The organism is Ketobacter sp. (assembly GCF_003671495.1).
In the GTDB taxonomy this organism is placed as follows: Bacteria; Pseudomonadota; Gammaproteobacteria; order Pseudomonadales; family Ketobacteraceae; genus Ketobacter.
The window spans coordinates 21,656-35,904 of sequence record NZ_RCHN01000036.1; the positions used below are offsets into that span (position 1 = coordinate 21,656).

12 protein-coding genes are annotated in these 14,249 nt (G+C 57.6%); 5 read left to right on the forward strand and 7 right to left on the reverse strand.

The features are described 5' to 3' along the window. Window positions 1–53: 53 nt before the first annotated feature. Complete coding sequence (locus D9N14_RS17260; RefSeq protein WP_290582013.1) at window positions 54–1,547, reverse strand: DUF1254 domain-containing protein; 1,494 nt, start codon at window positions 1,545–1,547, stop codon at window positions 54–56. 146 nt (window positions 1,548–1,693) lie between these two features. Here D9N14_RS17260 and D9N14_RS17265 point away from each other — a divergent pair, with 146 nt between their 5' ends. Beyond that, window positions 1,694–2,779 carry an AraC family transcriptional regulator gene (locus tag D9N14_RS17265; RefSeq protein ID WP_290582015.1) on the forward strand — a complete coding sequence of 362 codons (1,086 nt, stop codon included), beginning with the start codon at window positions 1,694–1,696 and terminating at the stop codon, window positions 2,777–2,779. Window positions 2,780–2,816: 37 nt separating this feature from the next. Here D9N14_RS17265 and fghA read toward each other — a convergent pair whose 3' ends face one another. After that, window positions 2,817–3,653: an S-formylglutathione hydrolase gene (fghA, locus tag D9N14_RS17270; protein WP_290582017.1), complete on the reverse strand. Its 837-nt coding sequence runs from the start codon at window positions 3,651–3,653 to the stop codon at window positions 2,817–2,819. A gap of 23 nt (window positions 3,654–3,676) precedes the next feature. Then, on the reverse strand, window positions 3,677–4,789 hold the full coding sequence (locus D9N14_RS17275; protein WP_317622640.1) for an S-(hydroxymethyl)glutathione dehydrogenase/class III alcohol dehydrogenase: 1,113 nt from the start codon (window positions 4,787–4,789) through the stop codon (window positions 3,677–3,679). 166 nt (window positions 4,790–4,955) lie between these two features. Between D9N14_RS17275 and D9N14_RS17280 the strand changes: the two genes are divergently transcribed. Genes D9N14_RS17280 through D9N14_RS17290 form a run of 3 tightly spaced genes read left to right on the forward strand, consistent with a single transcriptional unit; the run spans window position 4,956 to window position 8,219 of the window. Beyond that, window positions 4,956–6,224, forward strand: a complete 1,269-nt coding sequence (locus tag D9N14_RS17280) for a hypothetical protein (protein WP_290582021.1) — start codon at window positions 4,956–4,958, stop codon at window positions 6,222–6,224. Window positions 6,225–6,226: 2 nt separating this feature from the next. After that, window positions 6,227–6,652: a hypothetical protein gene (locus D9N14_RS17285; RefSeq protein ID WP_290582023.1), complete on the forward strand. Its 426-nt coding sequence runs from the start codon at window positions 6,227–6,229 to the stop codon at window positions 6,650–6,652. After that, the gene (locus D9N14_RS17290; protein WP_290582025.1) at window positions 6,642–8,219 is read left to right on the forward strand and encodes a sensor domain-containing diguanylate cyclase; all 1,578 of its coding nucleotides are present in this window, start codon (window positions 6,642–6,644) and stop codon (window positions 8,217–8,219) included. The genes D9N14_RS17285 and D9N14_RS17290 overlap by 11 nt, the downstream gene beginning before the upstream one ends. Before the next feature lies 1 nt (window position 8,220). On the opposite strand, the gene D9N14_RS17295 is transcribed toward D9N14_RS17290, so the two are convergent. The 4 genes from D9N14_RS17295 to hemA form a co-directional block, all read right to left on the reverse strand. Further along, window positions 8,221–8,970: a HesA/MoeB/ThiF family protein gene (locus D9N14_RS17295; protein WP_290582027.1), complete on the reverse strand. Its 750-nt coding sequence runs from the start codon at window positions 8,968–8,970 to the stop codon at window positions 8,221–8,223. Then, window positions 8,957–9,838, reverse strand: a complete 882-nt coding sequence (gene prmC, locus D9N14_RS17300) for a peptide chain release factor N(5)-glutamine methyltransferase (protein WP_290582029.1) — start codon at window positions 9,836–9,838, stop codon at window positions 8,957–8,959. Before prmC ends, D9N14_RS17295 begins: the two co-directional genes overlap by 14 nt. Continuing rightward, window positions 9,838–10,920: a peptide chain release factor 1 gene (gene prfA, locus D9N14_RS17305; protein WP_290582031.1), complete on the reverse strand. Its 1,083-nt coding sequence runs from the start codon at window positions 10,918–10,920 to the stop codon at window positions 9,838–9,840. Before prfA ends, prmC begins: the two co-directional genes overlap by 1 nt. A 77-nt stretch (window positions 10,921–10,997) precedes the next feature. Beyond that, window positions 10,998–12,266, reverse strand: a complete 1,269-nt coding sequence (gene hemA, locus D9N14_RS17310; protein WP_290582033.1) for a glutamyl-tRNA reductase — start codon at window positions 12,264–12,266, stop codon at window positions 10,998–11,000. 283 nt (window positions 12,267–12,549) lie between these two features. Here hemA and D9N14_RS17315 point away from each other — a divergent pair, with 283 nt between their 5' ends. Further along, the gene (locus tag D9N14_RS17315; RefSeq protein ID WP_290582035.1) at window positions 12,550–14,244 is read left to right on the forward strand and encodes a tetratricopeptide repeat protein; all 1,695 of its coding nucleotides are present in this window, start codon (window positions 12,550–12,552) and stop codon (window positions 14,242–14,244) included. The last annotated feature ends 5 nt before the right edge of the window (window positions 14,245–14,249 follow it).

A 14,249-nucleotide genomic window follows, 5' to 3' on the forward strand; every position in this document is an offset into this window, starting at 1 on the left:
GCTCTCGCTTTAGAATCTTTTCCTAATGGCCCTCGCCGTGACCTGAAGACAGGTCACGGCGCCAGATCCCGGCGCTTCACCAAGGGGGGCGTCCGCCACTGGTGATCTAAAATAGCAGCGTCCGGCGCATACAAGCGGATGGTGGCCTGGAAGCGTCCTTCTGGCACCGGCAGCCAGTTATTCAAAGGCACGCCAACAGGGGGCATGTTGGCAAAATACAGTGTTATGTTGCCCTGTTCATCCGCCACCAGATCACTGTTACTGCCCAATGCATGGCGCTGGATTCCCAGCTGATGTGCCACCGCATTGTCCCGCAGGAATCCATCCTCACCATACACCGTCACCGACCAGAACCCCGCCACTGGCGGCGGGTCATCTGCCGCAAACGTCATGGAATACACGGCATTGCCCCGCAACAACCGACGGCGTGAATCGCGCTCTGCATTCTGGTACACCGCAAACTCACCGCGATTGGCGCCAAATCCCACCTGCGCCACCACCGCCCGAATAAAATAGCGCTGGCCAAAATCCCCCAATGGCACCAGCGCCGGATTCGGCCCCCACCCATTCAATCCCAACAAACGGGTGGCCAGGTTCAGCGCAGCCAGTCCCAGGGTGCGTCCCGCTTCAATCTGTCGCTGCTGACGGGAGGAAAGAGCCTGCATCGGCGTGAGCGCCTTGGGCCCCACTCCCAGACGGGCCAGTGCCTCCACCATTGCGTCATCCTCCGGCGGCGGCGGATAACGCTCCATCAGTTCCGAAAGCCGGGAAAAGTATTCACGACCACTCAGGGCTTGCACCACCTCTATCGGTGGTGTTTTCTCTCCGTCCGGCACACAGTGTTCGCTTCCTGCTGGGGCCGCAGCCTCGTCCAGGGCAGCCTGTGCATCGGCTGGCATTGATGACTCTGGCACTGATGGCTCTGGCACAGACGAAAGGCGCGTCAACGTGTATTGCGCCTGTATGCGGTTCACCTCGGCGATATCCCCATCGTCACGCACTTCCGTGCGGCCGATGATCCACACCAGATCCGTCGGCGCATCAATGCGCTCATAGTGTTGTGGCAGGCCTGCCATTGCCTCACCCTGCCAGCCCGGCCCCACGATGACGTAGTGCCCTTCACCTACCCCCTGATTCTGGGTCCCCACCCCGGCGAAATTGTTGGACCAGGCATCCAGCAACGCCATCAACACATAACGATCCGCCACCGCCGGCATATCCAACAACATTGGGCCGCCGGACAAATCCAGCATGGCGGATGAATACAGGGTGTCCACGTTAGGCCGCACCACCGCCTTGAATTCCGGCCCGGGTGGCTGCCACACATGCACGAAGGTATTGAGGTCGGCGCCCAGTTGACAGGACCGCTGCGCGCCGGTCATGCCATTGAGGGTTTCCTCCATCAACACCAGGGGGAAACCATAAACATAGCCCGCTGCGGCCAGCGACAGGGTTCCACCGGCCAGCGCATTCGGGGCGCAAACCCATACGCCTGCCAGCACCAGCAGGTTCCCCCGCAATAAATGGTTCACAAAATCCAACACCATCCTCATCCACCTTTTTATTTTCGAAGCCTGTGTTTTTGAATCCACCCTGAAGCACCCGCTTCCCGCTGATCCAAAGTCATGGGAACTGGACAGTCGGATTCTAGCGTGCAGAATGATGTAATCTTTATGTCGATTTGAGACATTCCATGACGAAGACCGCGCACAAAAAAACGTTCACTGTATCGGTGGACACCCTACGTTCCCATGCCAGGGCGTTGGAGTGTTTTCTGCGGGAACGGGGCGATTACGATCAGCTGCTGGCGATCTGGGGAGCGCAGGCACAAACGTTGGAAGGCTTTAATCCGCAACAGCGGGTGCCGGTGGACATTGTCGCCCGCAACATTGATCACGTCGCCCAGTGGATTGACGAACCCAACCTGGGTTTGAAGCTGGCGCCCTATTCCACTCGCATGCAAGAACGTCTGGCGTTTTTCTTTCAGGAACGGGAGCTGCCACTACTTGATTATTTTCGTATTCTGGCCCGCTATGCCTGCATCAGTTCGGAAGTCATGCAAGTCCGGGTTGACGCCGACCACGATGCCATTGCGTTGGGTATCGTACCCAATTGCCCAGAGGGGGTGAGCATCCACCAGCTAGAGGGGTTTGCGGCGGCCATTTGCGATATCGTTCGCACCGCCCGCGGACTCACACCGCAGGTGGTGACGTTCAACCATGCCAAGCCCGAAGCGGGGGCCAGTGACGCTGTCTATGAACAGGCTTTGGGTGTGGCGCCTCGCTTTCAACAACCCTACAACCGCATCCAGTTTGCAAACCCGGGACAGGATCAACACAGCAGGCCACAGCACCCGAGCGCTGCCGGATTCAAACAAATTCAAGCGATGGAAGCGGTCAAACACCGGGAAGTGGACCAGCACCATGGCGCAGAGCCCTGGGTGCACCGCTGTCATTTTCTGTTGGAGATTCTGATGCTGTACGGTGAGCCAACCAAAACCCTGTTGGCAGAACTGCTGGTGGTCACCCCGCGCACCCTGCAACGTCACCTGGAGCGGGAAGGCACCACCTTCAGAGCATTATTGGATACGCTGCGCCAACGCCTTGCCGCCTCTCACATCGCGAACCCGGAGCTCAACAGCGAAGACATCGCGTTTCTGCTGGGCTATCAGGATGCGGCCCATTTCTTCCGCGCCTTCAAACGCTGGTTTGGCGTGCCACCGGGGCAATACCGGCAGACGCACTATCCTGAACGGCCGTCAGAGCAACCATCACCGTAGCCATCACCGCAACCGCCGCCCGCCTCCACTGCGCCGGTTACTGCAGAAAGCCCCGGTGATAACGGAGATGGGATTCCATAAAAGAGGCAATGAAATAATAACTGTGGTCGTAGCCTTCACGACGATTCAACGTCAGACTGACGCCGGTGTTGTCACAGGCGTTCTGCAATAATTCCGGTTTCAGTTGTCCGTGCAAAAAGTTGTCCGCCAGCCCCTGGTCCACCAGGATGGGTTTGTCGAAACCATTTTGCTCCAGCAACGCCACCGCGTCGTATTCCAACCACAGCGCACGATCCTCCCCCAGATACCCGGTCAGGGCTTTTTCACCCCAGGGGCATTGCATGGGCGCGCAGATGGGGGCAAAGGCGGATACCGACTTGTACTGCTGTGGATTCTTCAGTGCCAGGGTCAGGGCGCCATGCCCCCCCATGGAATGGCCCATGATGCTTTGACGTGACATATCCAGCGGGAACTCCGCGCCAATCAATGCCGGCAGTTCCTGCTGTACATAGTCATACATTCGATAATGTGTGGCGTAGGGTTGCTGGGTTGCGTTCACATAAAAGCCCGCCCCCAAACCGAAATCCCAGGCACCATCCGGATCATCCGCCACCCCGTCACCCCGCGGACTGGTATCCGGTGCCACTAACGCTAAACCCAATTCTGCCGCCACCCTTTGCGCGCCAGCCTTGGTGACAAAATTCTGGTCTGTACAGGTCAAGCCGGAGAGCCACCAGACCAGTGGCACCGCCCCCTGCTCGGCCTGGGGCGGCAAAAACAGGGAAAACACCATCTCACACTGACAACGGCTGGAGTAATGTTTGATGCGCAGCTGGCGGCCATCAAAACAACGGACGTCTTCCAAAATTTCCAAGGTATGCCTCCCCTTAGTCAAAATCAGTAAATCACCACGGAACGAATTGCCTTGCCATCGTGCATCAGGTCAAAAGCACGGTTGATGTCGTCCAACGGCATCGTGTACGTCACCATTTCATCAATTTTGATTTCGCCCTTCATGTAGCGGTCCACATAGTCCGGCAGTTGCGAACGGCCTTTTACACCGCCAAAGGCACTGCCCCGCCAGACCCGGCCGGTCACCAGCTGGAACGGCCGGGTGGCAATTTCCTGGCCCGCTCCGGCAACACCGATGATCACTGACTCACCCCAGCCTTTATGACAGCATTCCAAGGCCGACCGCATCACATTCACATTGCCGATACACTCAAAGGAATAATCCACACCACCGTCGGTGAGTTCAACGATGACATCCTGAATCGGGGCGTCGTAGTTTTTGGGGTTTACAAAATCCGTGGCCCCCAGCATTTTTGCCATCTCGAATTTGTCTTCATTCAGATCGACGGCGATGATCCGTTCTGCCTGCGCCATTACCGCGCCCTGGATCACCGACAAACCGATACCCCCCAGCCCGAACACTGCTACCGTGGAGCCGGGTTCCACCTTGGCGGTATTCAATACCGCGCCAATGCCTGTGGTGATGCCACAGCCCAACAAACACACCTTGTCCAGAGGCGCCGCCTTGTTGATTTTGGCCACAGCGATTTCCGGCAGCACCGTGTACTCCGCAAAGGTGGAGGTTCCCATATAGTGATGAATCATTTTGCCGTTCTGGCTGAAGCGGGAAGTGCCGTCGGGCATCAGGCCCTGCCCCTGGGTGGCACGAATGGCCTGGCACAGATTGGTTTTCCCGGACAGGCAGAATTTGCACTTGCCGCACTCTGGCGTATACAGTGGAATCACATGATCCCCCACCGCCACACTGCTGACGCCCGGGCCTACCTCCACCACCACACCGGCGCCTTCATGGCCCAGTATCGACGGGAAAATCCCCTCCGGATCGGCACCGCTGAGGGTGTAGGCATCGGTGTGACACACGCCGGTGGCCACCAGTTTCACCATCACTTCGCCGGCCTTGGGGCCTTGCAATTCCACTTCCTCAATGCTCAATGGTTTGCCCGATTCCCAGGCAACCGCAGCTCTCGTCTTCATCAACCAGGCTCCTTTTTCTTTATTTTTCAACTATATAAACAGTGACCGCCGATCCAGCCGGAGTGTGCATTTCAACCGGTTAAATTTAAACCCTATGCTAAACTCAATAGATAAGGGATTCACCTTTTTCGTTCCCAAACACGAAAATTAATCAAATGAGCAGAATGGAATGTCTCGCACTACATCCTCAATTACCCTAATCTGCGCCCTGCTACTGGCCAGCATGCCAGACCTGAGCCGGGCTGACACCATTGAGCAACAGCGCTTCCGTATCAGTGGCTTCGGCACCCTCGGTGCGGTAAAAAGTGGCGATGAAATTCTCGGTTTCACCCAGGGCTTGTACCAGGAAGGCGTTTTCGACGGCGATTGGTCCTATAAATCCAACTCCAATCTGGGCCTGCAACTGGATGCCAACTTCAACAATCGCTTTTCCGCCACTTTCCAGCTGGTGGCCAAGGAGCGGGTGGAAAACGGTCTTGAGGAAAGCCTGGAGTGGGCGTTCCTGCGTTTCCGGGCCACGCAATCCGTTACGCTCAGGGCGGGACGTCTAGGACCCAGCAATTTTATGCTGTCCGATTATCGCAATATCGGGTTTGCCTATCTATGGGTGCGACCGCCCACCGAGTTTTACAATATTCTGTCCTTCGATTACATAGACGGAATGGACGTAGCGTATTCCACCCCCCTGGGAACCGGCACCGCCTCCGCCAAGTTTCAGGTAGGCAAAACCTCCAGCACGTTCGCGCGCAGTGACAACCGCTATGACGTCAAGATCAATCCGATCTATCTGGGCACCCTGGTTTGGGAAAATGACCTTTGGCAAACTCAGGTGAGCGCTGCGCTGATCGAATTTGACAGCGACAAATACGTTGCCGGAACCCAGCAATTGGCAGAGCTGCTGGAAGGCGTTGGCGGGCTGTGGCCGGCATCGCAGAGTTACCTGGATGGCATGGAATCCGATGGCAGGCACACCCGATACTACTCCTTCGGCATTGCCTACACTCCGGAAAACTGGCAGATCCAATCTGAAATGAGCTACATCGACACCAACGTGGAACTCTACGGCTCCCTGCGTACCGGCTACCTGAGCGTGGGCCGGCACATTGGCCCCACCACCGCGTATGTAATGCTGGCCAAAGCTGAACGGGGCGAAGACCGGAAGACAATCGAACCCGCCCCGGCCGTCGGCCCGCCCCTGCAACCTTTGCTGGATGTCCTCCAGGTGAATACCCAGTACGTCTATGACGCCACCCAAGTAAATCAGCAGAGCGCGTCCCTGGGGTTGCGCTGGAACATCCTGTACAACCTGGCGGCCAAAACCCAATGGGATCGCACCTGGGTTGAGGCCTACGGTGGCGGCTTCTGGGATCAGAAAGCGATCCCCACCGAAGACGCCACCATCGACACCTTTACCATTAACCTTAACTACGTGTTTTGACGATGCAGAAGCTATTCAATATCGCAATGCTCAGCATACTGCTCCTCGTCGCGGCCCGGGCACCGGCTGGCATCGTGGTCATTGTGAATAATGAAAATCCGGTGTCCGAACTGAGCAAGCGGGAAATCATCGATCTTTACATGGGCCGTAATCTGTATTTCTCCGATGGCAAACTGGCCCTGCGCCTGGATCACCCGCCCACCTCCGGTGAGCGGGAACAGTTTTACCAGACCCTGGTAAAGAAATCCGTTGCCCAGATGAACGCTTACTGGGCCAAGCTGCTGTTTACCGGTCGGGCCTCGCCACCGTTGCTGATGGGCGACAGCGAGCAATTACTGGATACCGTGCGCAACAATCGCAACGCCATTGGCTACATCGACGAAAGCAACCTGGATGACAGCGTCAAGGTGGTTGGGCGTGTCGATTAACACCCGTTCCTCATTGGCGTATCAGGCAGGCCTCTCCATTTTGTTGGGCGCTCTGTTGCTGACCTTGTGCTTTTCGTTTTACTTCTACGATCGCACCTATCGGGAACAATTGCAGACCGCAGACCAGCAACTGCAGCAGCTGTTCGATACGGTGGAAAACAGTGCCGCCGTGGCAGCCTACCTGGATAACGACGAGATCGCTCTGGAAGTGGCCCGCGGCCTGTCCAGAAACGATATTGTCTCCGCCGCCATGGTCACCAGCCTGACCGGGATGCAGGCCAGCAGCGGAACCGAGTTGTCCATGACCTCCCCTGGCATCAAATCCTTTGCTCTGGAATCCCCCTTTATCAGTGGCGACACGGTGGGCAGCATCACCATGCTGCCCAACCACGACCTGATCAAAGCCTCTGCCCAAACTGCCGCCTGGCGCCATGTGTTCATCACGTCGATCCAATCCCTGGCACTGGTGGCCCTGGCCATCTTTCTGGTACACCGCAATCTCAGCGCCCCCATCAAACGCCTGGCCGGACAGCTTCACATCATTCCCCCGGGCAGCAAGGAGCGCCTGCAATGCCCCCGCAATCATGAGCATGATGAGATCGGTTTGTTGATCAAGGATACCAATCGCCTGTTAACGGCCACCCAGAACACCCTGGACGGAGAACGCCGCCTGCGGGAATATGCAGAATCCCTTGAGCGTCAGTTCCGTTTGATTTTCGAAAAAGCCAGTTGCGGTATTGCCCTGGTGAACGCGCACGGCAAAATCCTCATGCACAACCCGTCCCTGGAACACATGCTGAATATCACATCCACTCAAATTGATATAAAAAACGCCACGTTCCACAGTTTTTTTGCCGACCCCGACCAGGTGCGAACCCTGCTGGAACGGGCTCACCACGCCAACAATCCCGTCACCAAAGATCTGCAGCTAAAACCCACCCATGATGAAACCCGCTGGCTCAACAGCCTGATCTCCAAAGTCACTGACGAAGATGGCGAAATGATTGTGGAATGCATTCTCTACGACATTTCGGAGCGTACCGCCCGTGAGCAACAAACCCAGTTTGAAGCCGAACGTGATCCACTGACTGGCTTATACAATCGCCGGGCCGGTTTTCGCAAAATTGAAACTGCGCTGCAGCAGGCCAAGGAAACCAGCTCCCGCTGTGCCTTCATCCTGGTGGATCTCGACAAATTCAAACCCATCAATGATAACTATGGACACGATGCCGGGGATGTGGTGTTGAAGACAGTGGCCCATCGACTCAGCAGCCACTTGCGCCAGCATGACATCGTCATCCGCTGGGGAGGAGACGAATTCCTGATTATCGTGGAGCAGGTGAATCATTCTGCCCGCATTGCCGAAAAGCTTTTAAAAACGCTGCAGGATGACATCGACCTGGGTGACGGCCAGCAGGCCAGTATTGGTGCCAGTATCGGCATCAGCCTGTTCCCCGATCACGGCGACCAGATTGAGGACCTGATCCAGCGGGCAGACGTGGCCATGTATCAGGTAAAAGAAAGCGGCCGCAACCACTACGCGTTTTACGCTACCGCCCAGGCCTGATTCAGCCACCGCAACAGACCGGGCACTCCGGATTGCGTTTCACTTTGACATTACGCATGGTCATGGACAGCGCGTCCAGGATCAGCAGTCGCCCCACCAACGGTTCGCCCACTTGCGCGATCACCTTGAGTGCTTCCGTCGCCTGGATACTGCCGATCAGACCCACCACCGGCGCCAGGACGCCATTGGTGGCACAGCGCCGATCCTCCTCCCCGGTTTCTTCAAACAAACAGCGATAACAGGGGCTGTGATCCAGGCGCGGATCATACACACTGACCTGCCCGTCCATCCGGATCGCCGCACCGGACACCAGCGGCTTGCGCAAACTCACGCTGACCCGATTCAGCAGAAACCGCACGGCAAAGTTGTCGCTGCAATCCACTATCAGATCGCAGGCCGCAACCAGACTCCCGGCGTTGTCCCCGGTCAGTTTGGTTGCCAGCGGAGCCACCTGACAATGGGGGTTGAGGGCGCTGATGGCCAGCGCCGCCGACGCCACCTTGTCCAGGGCAATACGATCCGTGGTATGGGCAATCTGGCGCTGCAGGTTACTCAAATCCACCTGATCATGGTCCACCAGGGTCAGCGTCCCCACGCCGGCAGCGGCCAGGTACATGGCCACCGGTGAGCCCAAGCCGCCCAGCCCCACCACCAACACATGCGCGGCCTGGAGTTTTTCCTGACCCGCGATATCCAGCTCCGGCAACATGATCTGGCGACTGTAGCGCAGCAGCTCTTCATCCGTCAGCATGTGTCTGTCCTCCGTTTGTGTGTGCCCGCCACTGCCCCAGGGTCACCCGGTCATTGTCTCCCAGATCCTGCACCGTACGCACCTTGTCAAAACCACGCGCCAGCAACAAGGTCCGCACAGCGTCACCCTGATTGTAACCGTGCTCCAGCAACAGCCAGCCACCCGCATACAAATGATCCGGTGCCTGCGCCACGATCTGCCGAATGTCATCCAACCCATCGACACCGGATACCAATGCCCGCAAGGGTTCATAGCGCACCCCCACACCCTGCAGGTGCTCATCCTCTGCTTCAATATAAGGCGGATTGGATACGATCAAATGGAAACGCTGGCCGGGCAAATTCTCAAACCAGGCACTTTCCACCAGTTGCAGCGGTATTGCCAGCTGCTGACTGTTACGCCCGGCCACCGCCAGTGCCGGACCATGGATGTCGGTGGCCGTCACCGACCAGGCCGGACGCTCATGGGCCAGGGCCAGGGCAATGGCCCCGGAGCCGGTGCCCAGGTCCACAACAGAGCGGGGCTCGGCACCGAACAGCAGCAAAGCCTGCTCAACCAACAATTCCGTATCCGGTCGTGGCACCAGAGTGTCTTCTGTCACACACAGGTCCAGGCTCCAGAATCCCTGTTGACCGGTGAGATAGGCCACCGGCTCCCCCGCGGCACGTCGCCCCACCAACTGCTGATAACGCAGCCGTTGCTCATCCGACACAGCCTGATCGGGCCACGCCCGCAACCAGGCACTGTTACGCTGAAGCACATGGGCTAACAACCACTGACTGTCCACCTTGCAACTGGCCAGCAGTTCCGGCGCAGCCTGCGCCAGCGTCAACTCTCCCCACTGCAAACAGGCGGCAACGGTTTCCATCAATCGTCTTCTGACAGGGCGGCCAATTGATCCGCCTGGTATTCATTAATCAGTGGCTGAATCACATCCCCCAACTCCCCCTCCATGACTTCTGAGAGCTTGTACAAAGTCAGGTTAATGCGATGGTCGGTAACCCGCCCCTGGGGATAGTTATAGGTGCGAATGCGTTCCGAGCGATCGCCACTGCCCACCAGGTTACGACGGGCGTCACTGGTTTCCTTGTGCTGCGCATCCTGGGCGTGTTGCAACAGACGTGACTTCAACAGCGACATGGCCTTGGCCTTGTTCTTGTGCTGGGAACGCTCATCCTGACACTCCACCACCACGCCGGAGGGAAGGTGGGTGATGCGCACCGCCGAGTCGGTGGTGTTAACGTGCTGGCCACCGGCGCCGGATGAACGATAGGTGTCGATCCGCAGATCCTCACTGCGCACCTCGATGTCCGTCACCTCATCCGCCTCCGGCAAAATGGCCACCGTACAGGCGGAGGTATGAATGCGGCCCTGGGATTCCGTTGCCGGCACCCGCTGCACCCGATGGGCACCGGACTCAAACTTGAGACGAGAATACACCTGATCACCAATCACCCGACAGATGATTTCCTTGAAACCGCCATGCTCGCCTTCGTTCTGGCTCACCACTTCAATTTTCCAGCCCTGGGTTTCCGCGTAACGGGAATACATGCGGAACAGATCGCCGGAGAAAATCGCCGCCTCATCCCCACCGGTGCCAGCGCGAATTTCCAGGAACACGTTGCTGCCATCGAAGGGGTCTTTAGGCAGCATCAGTTTCTGCAACTCGACTTCCAGCTGCTCCCGCTTCTCCTCATTCACCGCCAGCTCTTCTTCGCCCATCTCCTTCAGATCCGGATCAGCGAGCCAACTCCTGGCCTCATCAATGTTTTTCAGCACCTGATCGTATTCACGGTAGCACTGCACTACCGGTTCAATTTCGGCGTATTCCTGGGACAGCTTGCGAAACTTGTTCTGGTCCGCAATCACTTCCGGCTGGCTCAGCAGCATGCCGACTTCCTCGTAGCGTTCACTGCGCCCGGCCAGCTTCATTTTCAAAGAGTCTTTCATATCAAAATATCCTGTTGCGGCGTGGACCCGCCGGCGGCATAAGAGGTAATAAAAGGGAGTAACGCGATATGGCCCAGCTAATCCGGCTTATTGGGCTCGATGATACCCAACAATTGCTGGGCCCACTCAATTTGATCATTGCGGCCGTTCTCCGCCGCCTGCCTCAAGCCGGTGGTGGGCGCATGCATCACCTTGTTCATCAAGGCCCGGCTCATCCGCTGCATAACCTCTTCCGGATCGGAGCCGGAGCGGATCTGTTGCAGCGCCCGTTCCAGCTCCGCCTGACGTACAGTCTCCAGCTTTTCCCGGTAGCCGCGAATCGCCTCCACCGCATCCAGACTCTTGAGGGAATCCATGTACTGGCTCATACAGGCGTCCACCAGAGTTTCCGCCTTGGAGGCCGCCTCCTGCCGTTGGCGCCGGTTTTCCTCCACCACCTGTTGCAGGTCATCCACGGTGTAAAGATACACGTCTGCCAGCTCCCCCACTTCCTCTTCAATATCGCGGGGCACGGCAATGTCCATCATAAACATGGGCTTGTGTTTGCGCAGCTTCAACGCATGCTCCACCGCGCCTTTCCCCAGGATGGGCAGGGGGCTGGCAGTGGAAGAAATCACGATGTCCGCCTGGGGTAACGCCAGGGGAATGTCGCTCAGGGTGATGGCATGGCCGCGGAATTCCTCCGCCAGGGCATTGGCCCGGGACAGGGTGCGGTTGGCCACGGTAATGTGCTTGACGCCCTGCTCCACCAGATGGCGGGCCACCAGCTCCACCGTTTCACCGGCGCCGATCAGGAGGGCACTGGTGTCACTGAGATCCGAGAAAATACGCTTTGCCAGTTTGACCGAGGCGAAGGCCACCGACACCGGATTGGTGCCGATGCCCGTCTCTGTCCGAATCTGTTTGGCCGCGGAAAACGAATGCTGGAACAGGCGCCCCAGTTCCGGGCCCACGGTACGGGCCTCCTGGGCGGCGGAATAGGCAGTTTTGAGCTGCCCCAGAATCTGCGGTTCACCCAGCACCATGGAATCCAGGCCACTGGCCACCCGCATCAAATGGCGCACTGCCGCCTCGTTCCAGAACTCATACACACAGCGGGAAATCTGCTCAACGGGCAGGGCGTGGTGCTGACCCAGCCAGGTCAGTAAAGAGGAGGAGTCTTCGTTATCCACGGAGCAGTACAGTTCCGTGCGATTACAGGTGGAGAGAATCGCCACCTCCCGCAGACGCGCCTGTTCCCGCACTTCGTTCAGTGCGCTACCGACCCGTTCCGGGGAAAATGCCAGTTTCTCCCGCATATCGACGGATGCGGTTCGATGGTTAATGCCGTATGCGAGTAAAGCCATGGTACCGGTTCTGGCCCAAACAGGAGCCGCTAAACACCACCCTCTCTAAAAAGTGGCGCGATTATAACACAAGCACAGGGAGGCACCGCGAGAGATGAACGGTACCTTTGATACTGATCAAAGGGGAACAACCGACCGCCATTAGCATCTATAGTGATAAGAGCAGTCTGTGGATAATTTCCTTGCATGGTTCCTGCATTCCTGCTTTTATTGAAGTTGACTCAGTGACAGGCGCGCCTGCATACGTATGATTTATAAACGAATTTTAGTTGTTATTTCCACTGTGACCGTTCTTATACTAAATGGTTGCACCACCCTTGGCAGTGGCAAAAGCGAACAGGTTCAGCAGGTTGACCAGCCTACCGAACAGGAAGAGACCGTTGCCACCCGCTCCTTTGAAGGAGACACCCTGTTCGAACTGCTGCTGGCGGAATTCGCCGGCAAACGCAACCGGGCCGACGTTGCCCTGGGCAAATACCTCAAGCAGGCCCACGAAACCCGCGATCCCCAGGTGGTGGAGCGAGCCACCTTTATTGCCCGTTACCTGGGGGCGCACCAGGCCACCCTGGATGCGTCCATGCTCTGGTCCGAGATCGAACCCCAGAACCCCGCTCCCCGAGAGCTGGCCGCCATTGAGCTGATCCGCTTTGGCAAACTGGACGAAGCCATGGCCCAGATCGACCTGCTGATGGCCAACGGCGGTCGCATGAACTTTGAATATCTGCTGCAGGCCGCCCGCAGCTCCAACCAGGAGACCCGCCAGGCCATCCTGCTCAAACTCACCGAATACACCAAAACCATCAACGACGACAAACTCTGGTATGCCAAAGGCTCCCTCGAAGCCATGAGCGGCATGCACGAACAAGCCATCAAGGACTACGATCGCGCCCTCAAGATCACCCCCAGTTACGGCAGCGCCATCCTGGCCCGGGCTCAGTCCATGATCGCCATGAACCAGCACGATGAAGCCATGAAGTACCTGGCCAAGCAAACCAGCCTCTGGCCGGAGAACAAACGCCTCGGCGTCGCCTACGCCCGCTACCTGATGCAGCAGAACCAGTTAGTGGCAGCGCAACAGCAATTCTATCGCCTGTCCCGCAACTTCCCGTTGGACGGCGACCTGGTGCTCTCCCTCGCCCTGCTGAGCTGGGAGAACAAACAAACCGAAGAAGCCAAACAGTATTTCAACCAGCTGCTGGACATGGGTCACCGAACCGACGAGGCCAACATCTATCTGGCACGGATCGCCCGCAGCGAAGAGGATTTCGAACTGGCCAGCCTGCATTTCCAGCAAGTCACCGCAGGCCCCCACTACGCTCTGGCCCGCATTCAGTATGCCCTGATGCAGGAAGAACAGGGCAACATCGAGGCGGCCCTGCAGACCCTGGACCAGGCCATGGCCACCATGCCGGCAGAAAAATCCAAATTCACCTTGGCCAAAAGTGAAGTGCTCAACTCCGTCAACCGCACCGCAGACGCCATTGCCGTACTGGATCAGGGCCTGCAGGATGCCCCGGAAGACACCAACCTGCTCTACACCCGAGCCATGCTGAAAGAACAACTGGATGACTTTGCCGGCATGGAAGAGGATCTGCGCCAGGTGCTGGACCTGCAACCCAACAACAGCGCGGCCCTGAATGCCCTGGGTTATACCTTCGCCGACCGCAACCAACGCCTGAACGAGGCCTGGGAGCTGATCGAACGAGCCTACAACCTGAACCCCAGCGACCCCGCCATCATCGACAGCATGGGCTGGATCAAATACCGCATGGGGGAAACCCAGGTTGCCCTGGACTTTTTACGCAAAGCCTATGAAGCATTCGACGACCAGGAAATCGCTGCCCACCTGGGAGAAGTACTTTGGGTTACCGGTCAGCAGAAAGAAGCTGCTATCATCTGGCGCAACGCACTGGACAAAAACCCGGAAAGCAAAATCCTGAAGGAAGTCATGGACCGCTTTCTGCCGCCAACCCCATAGACCGT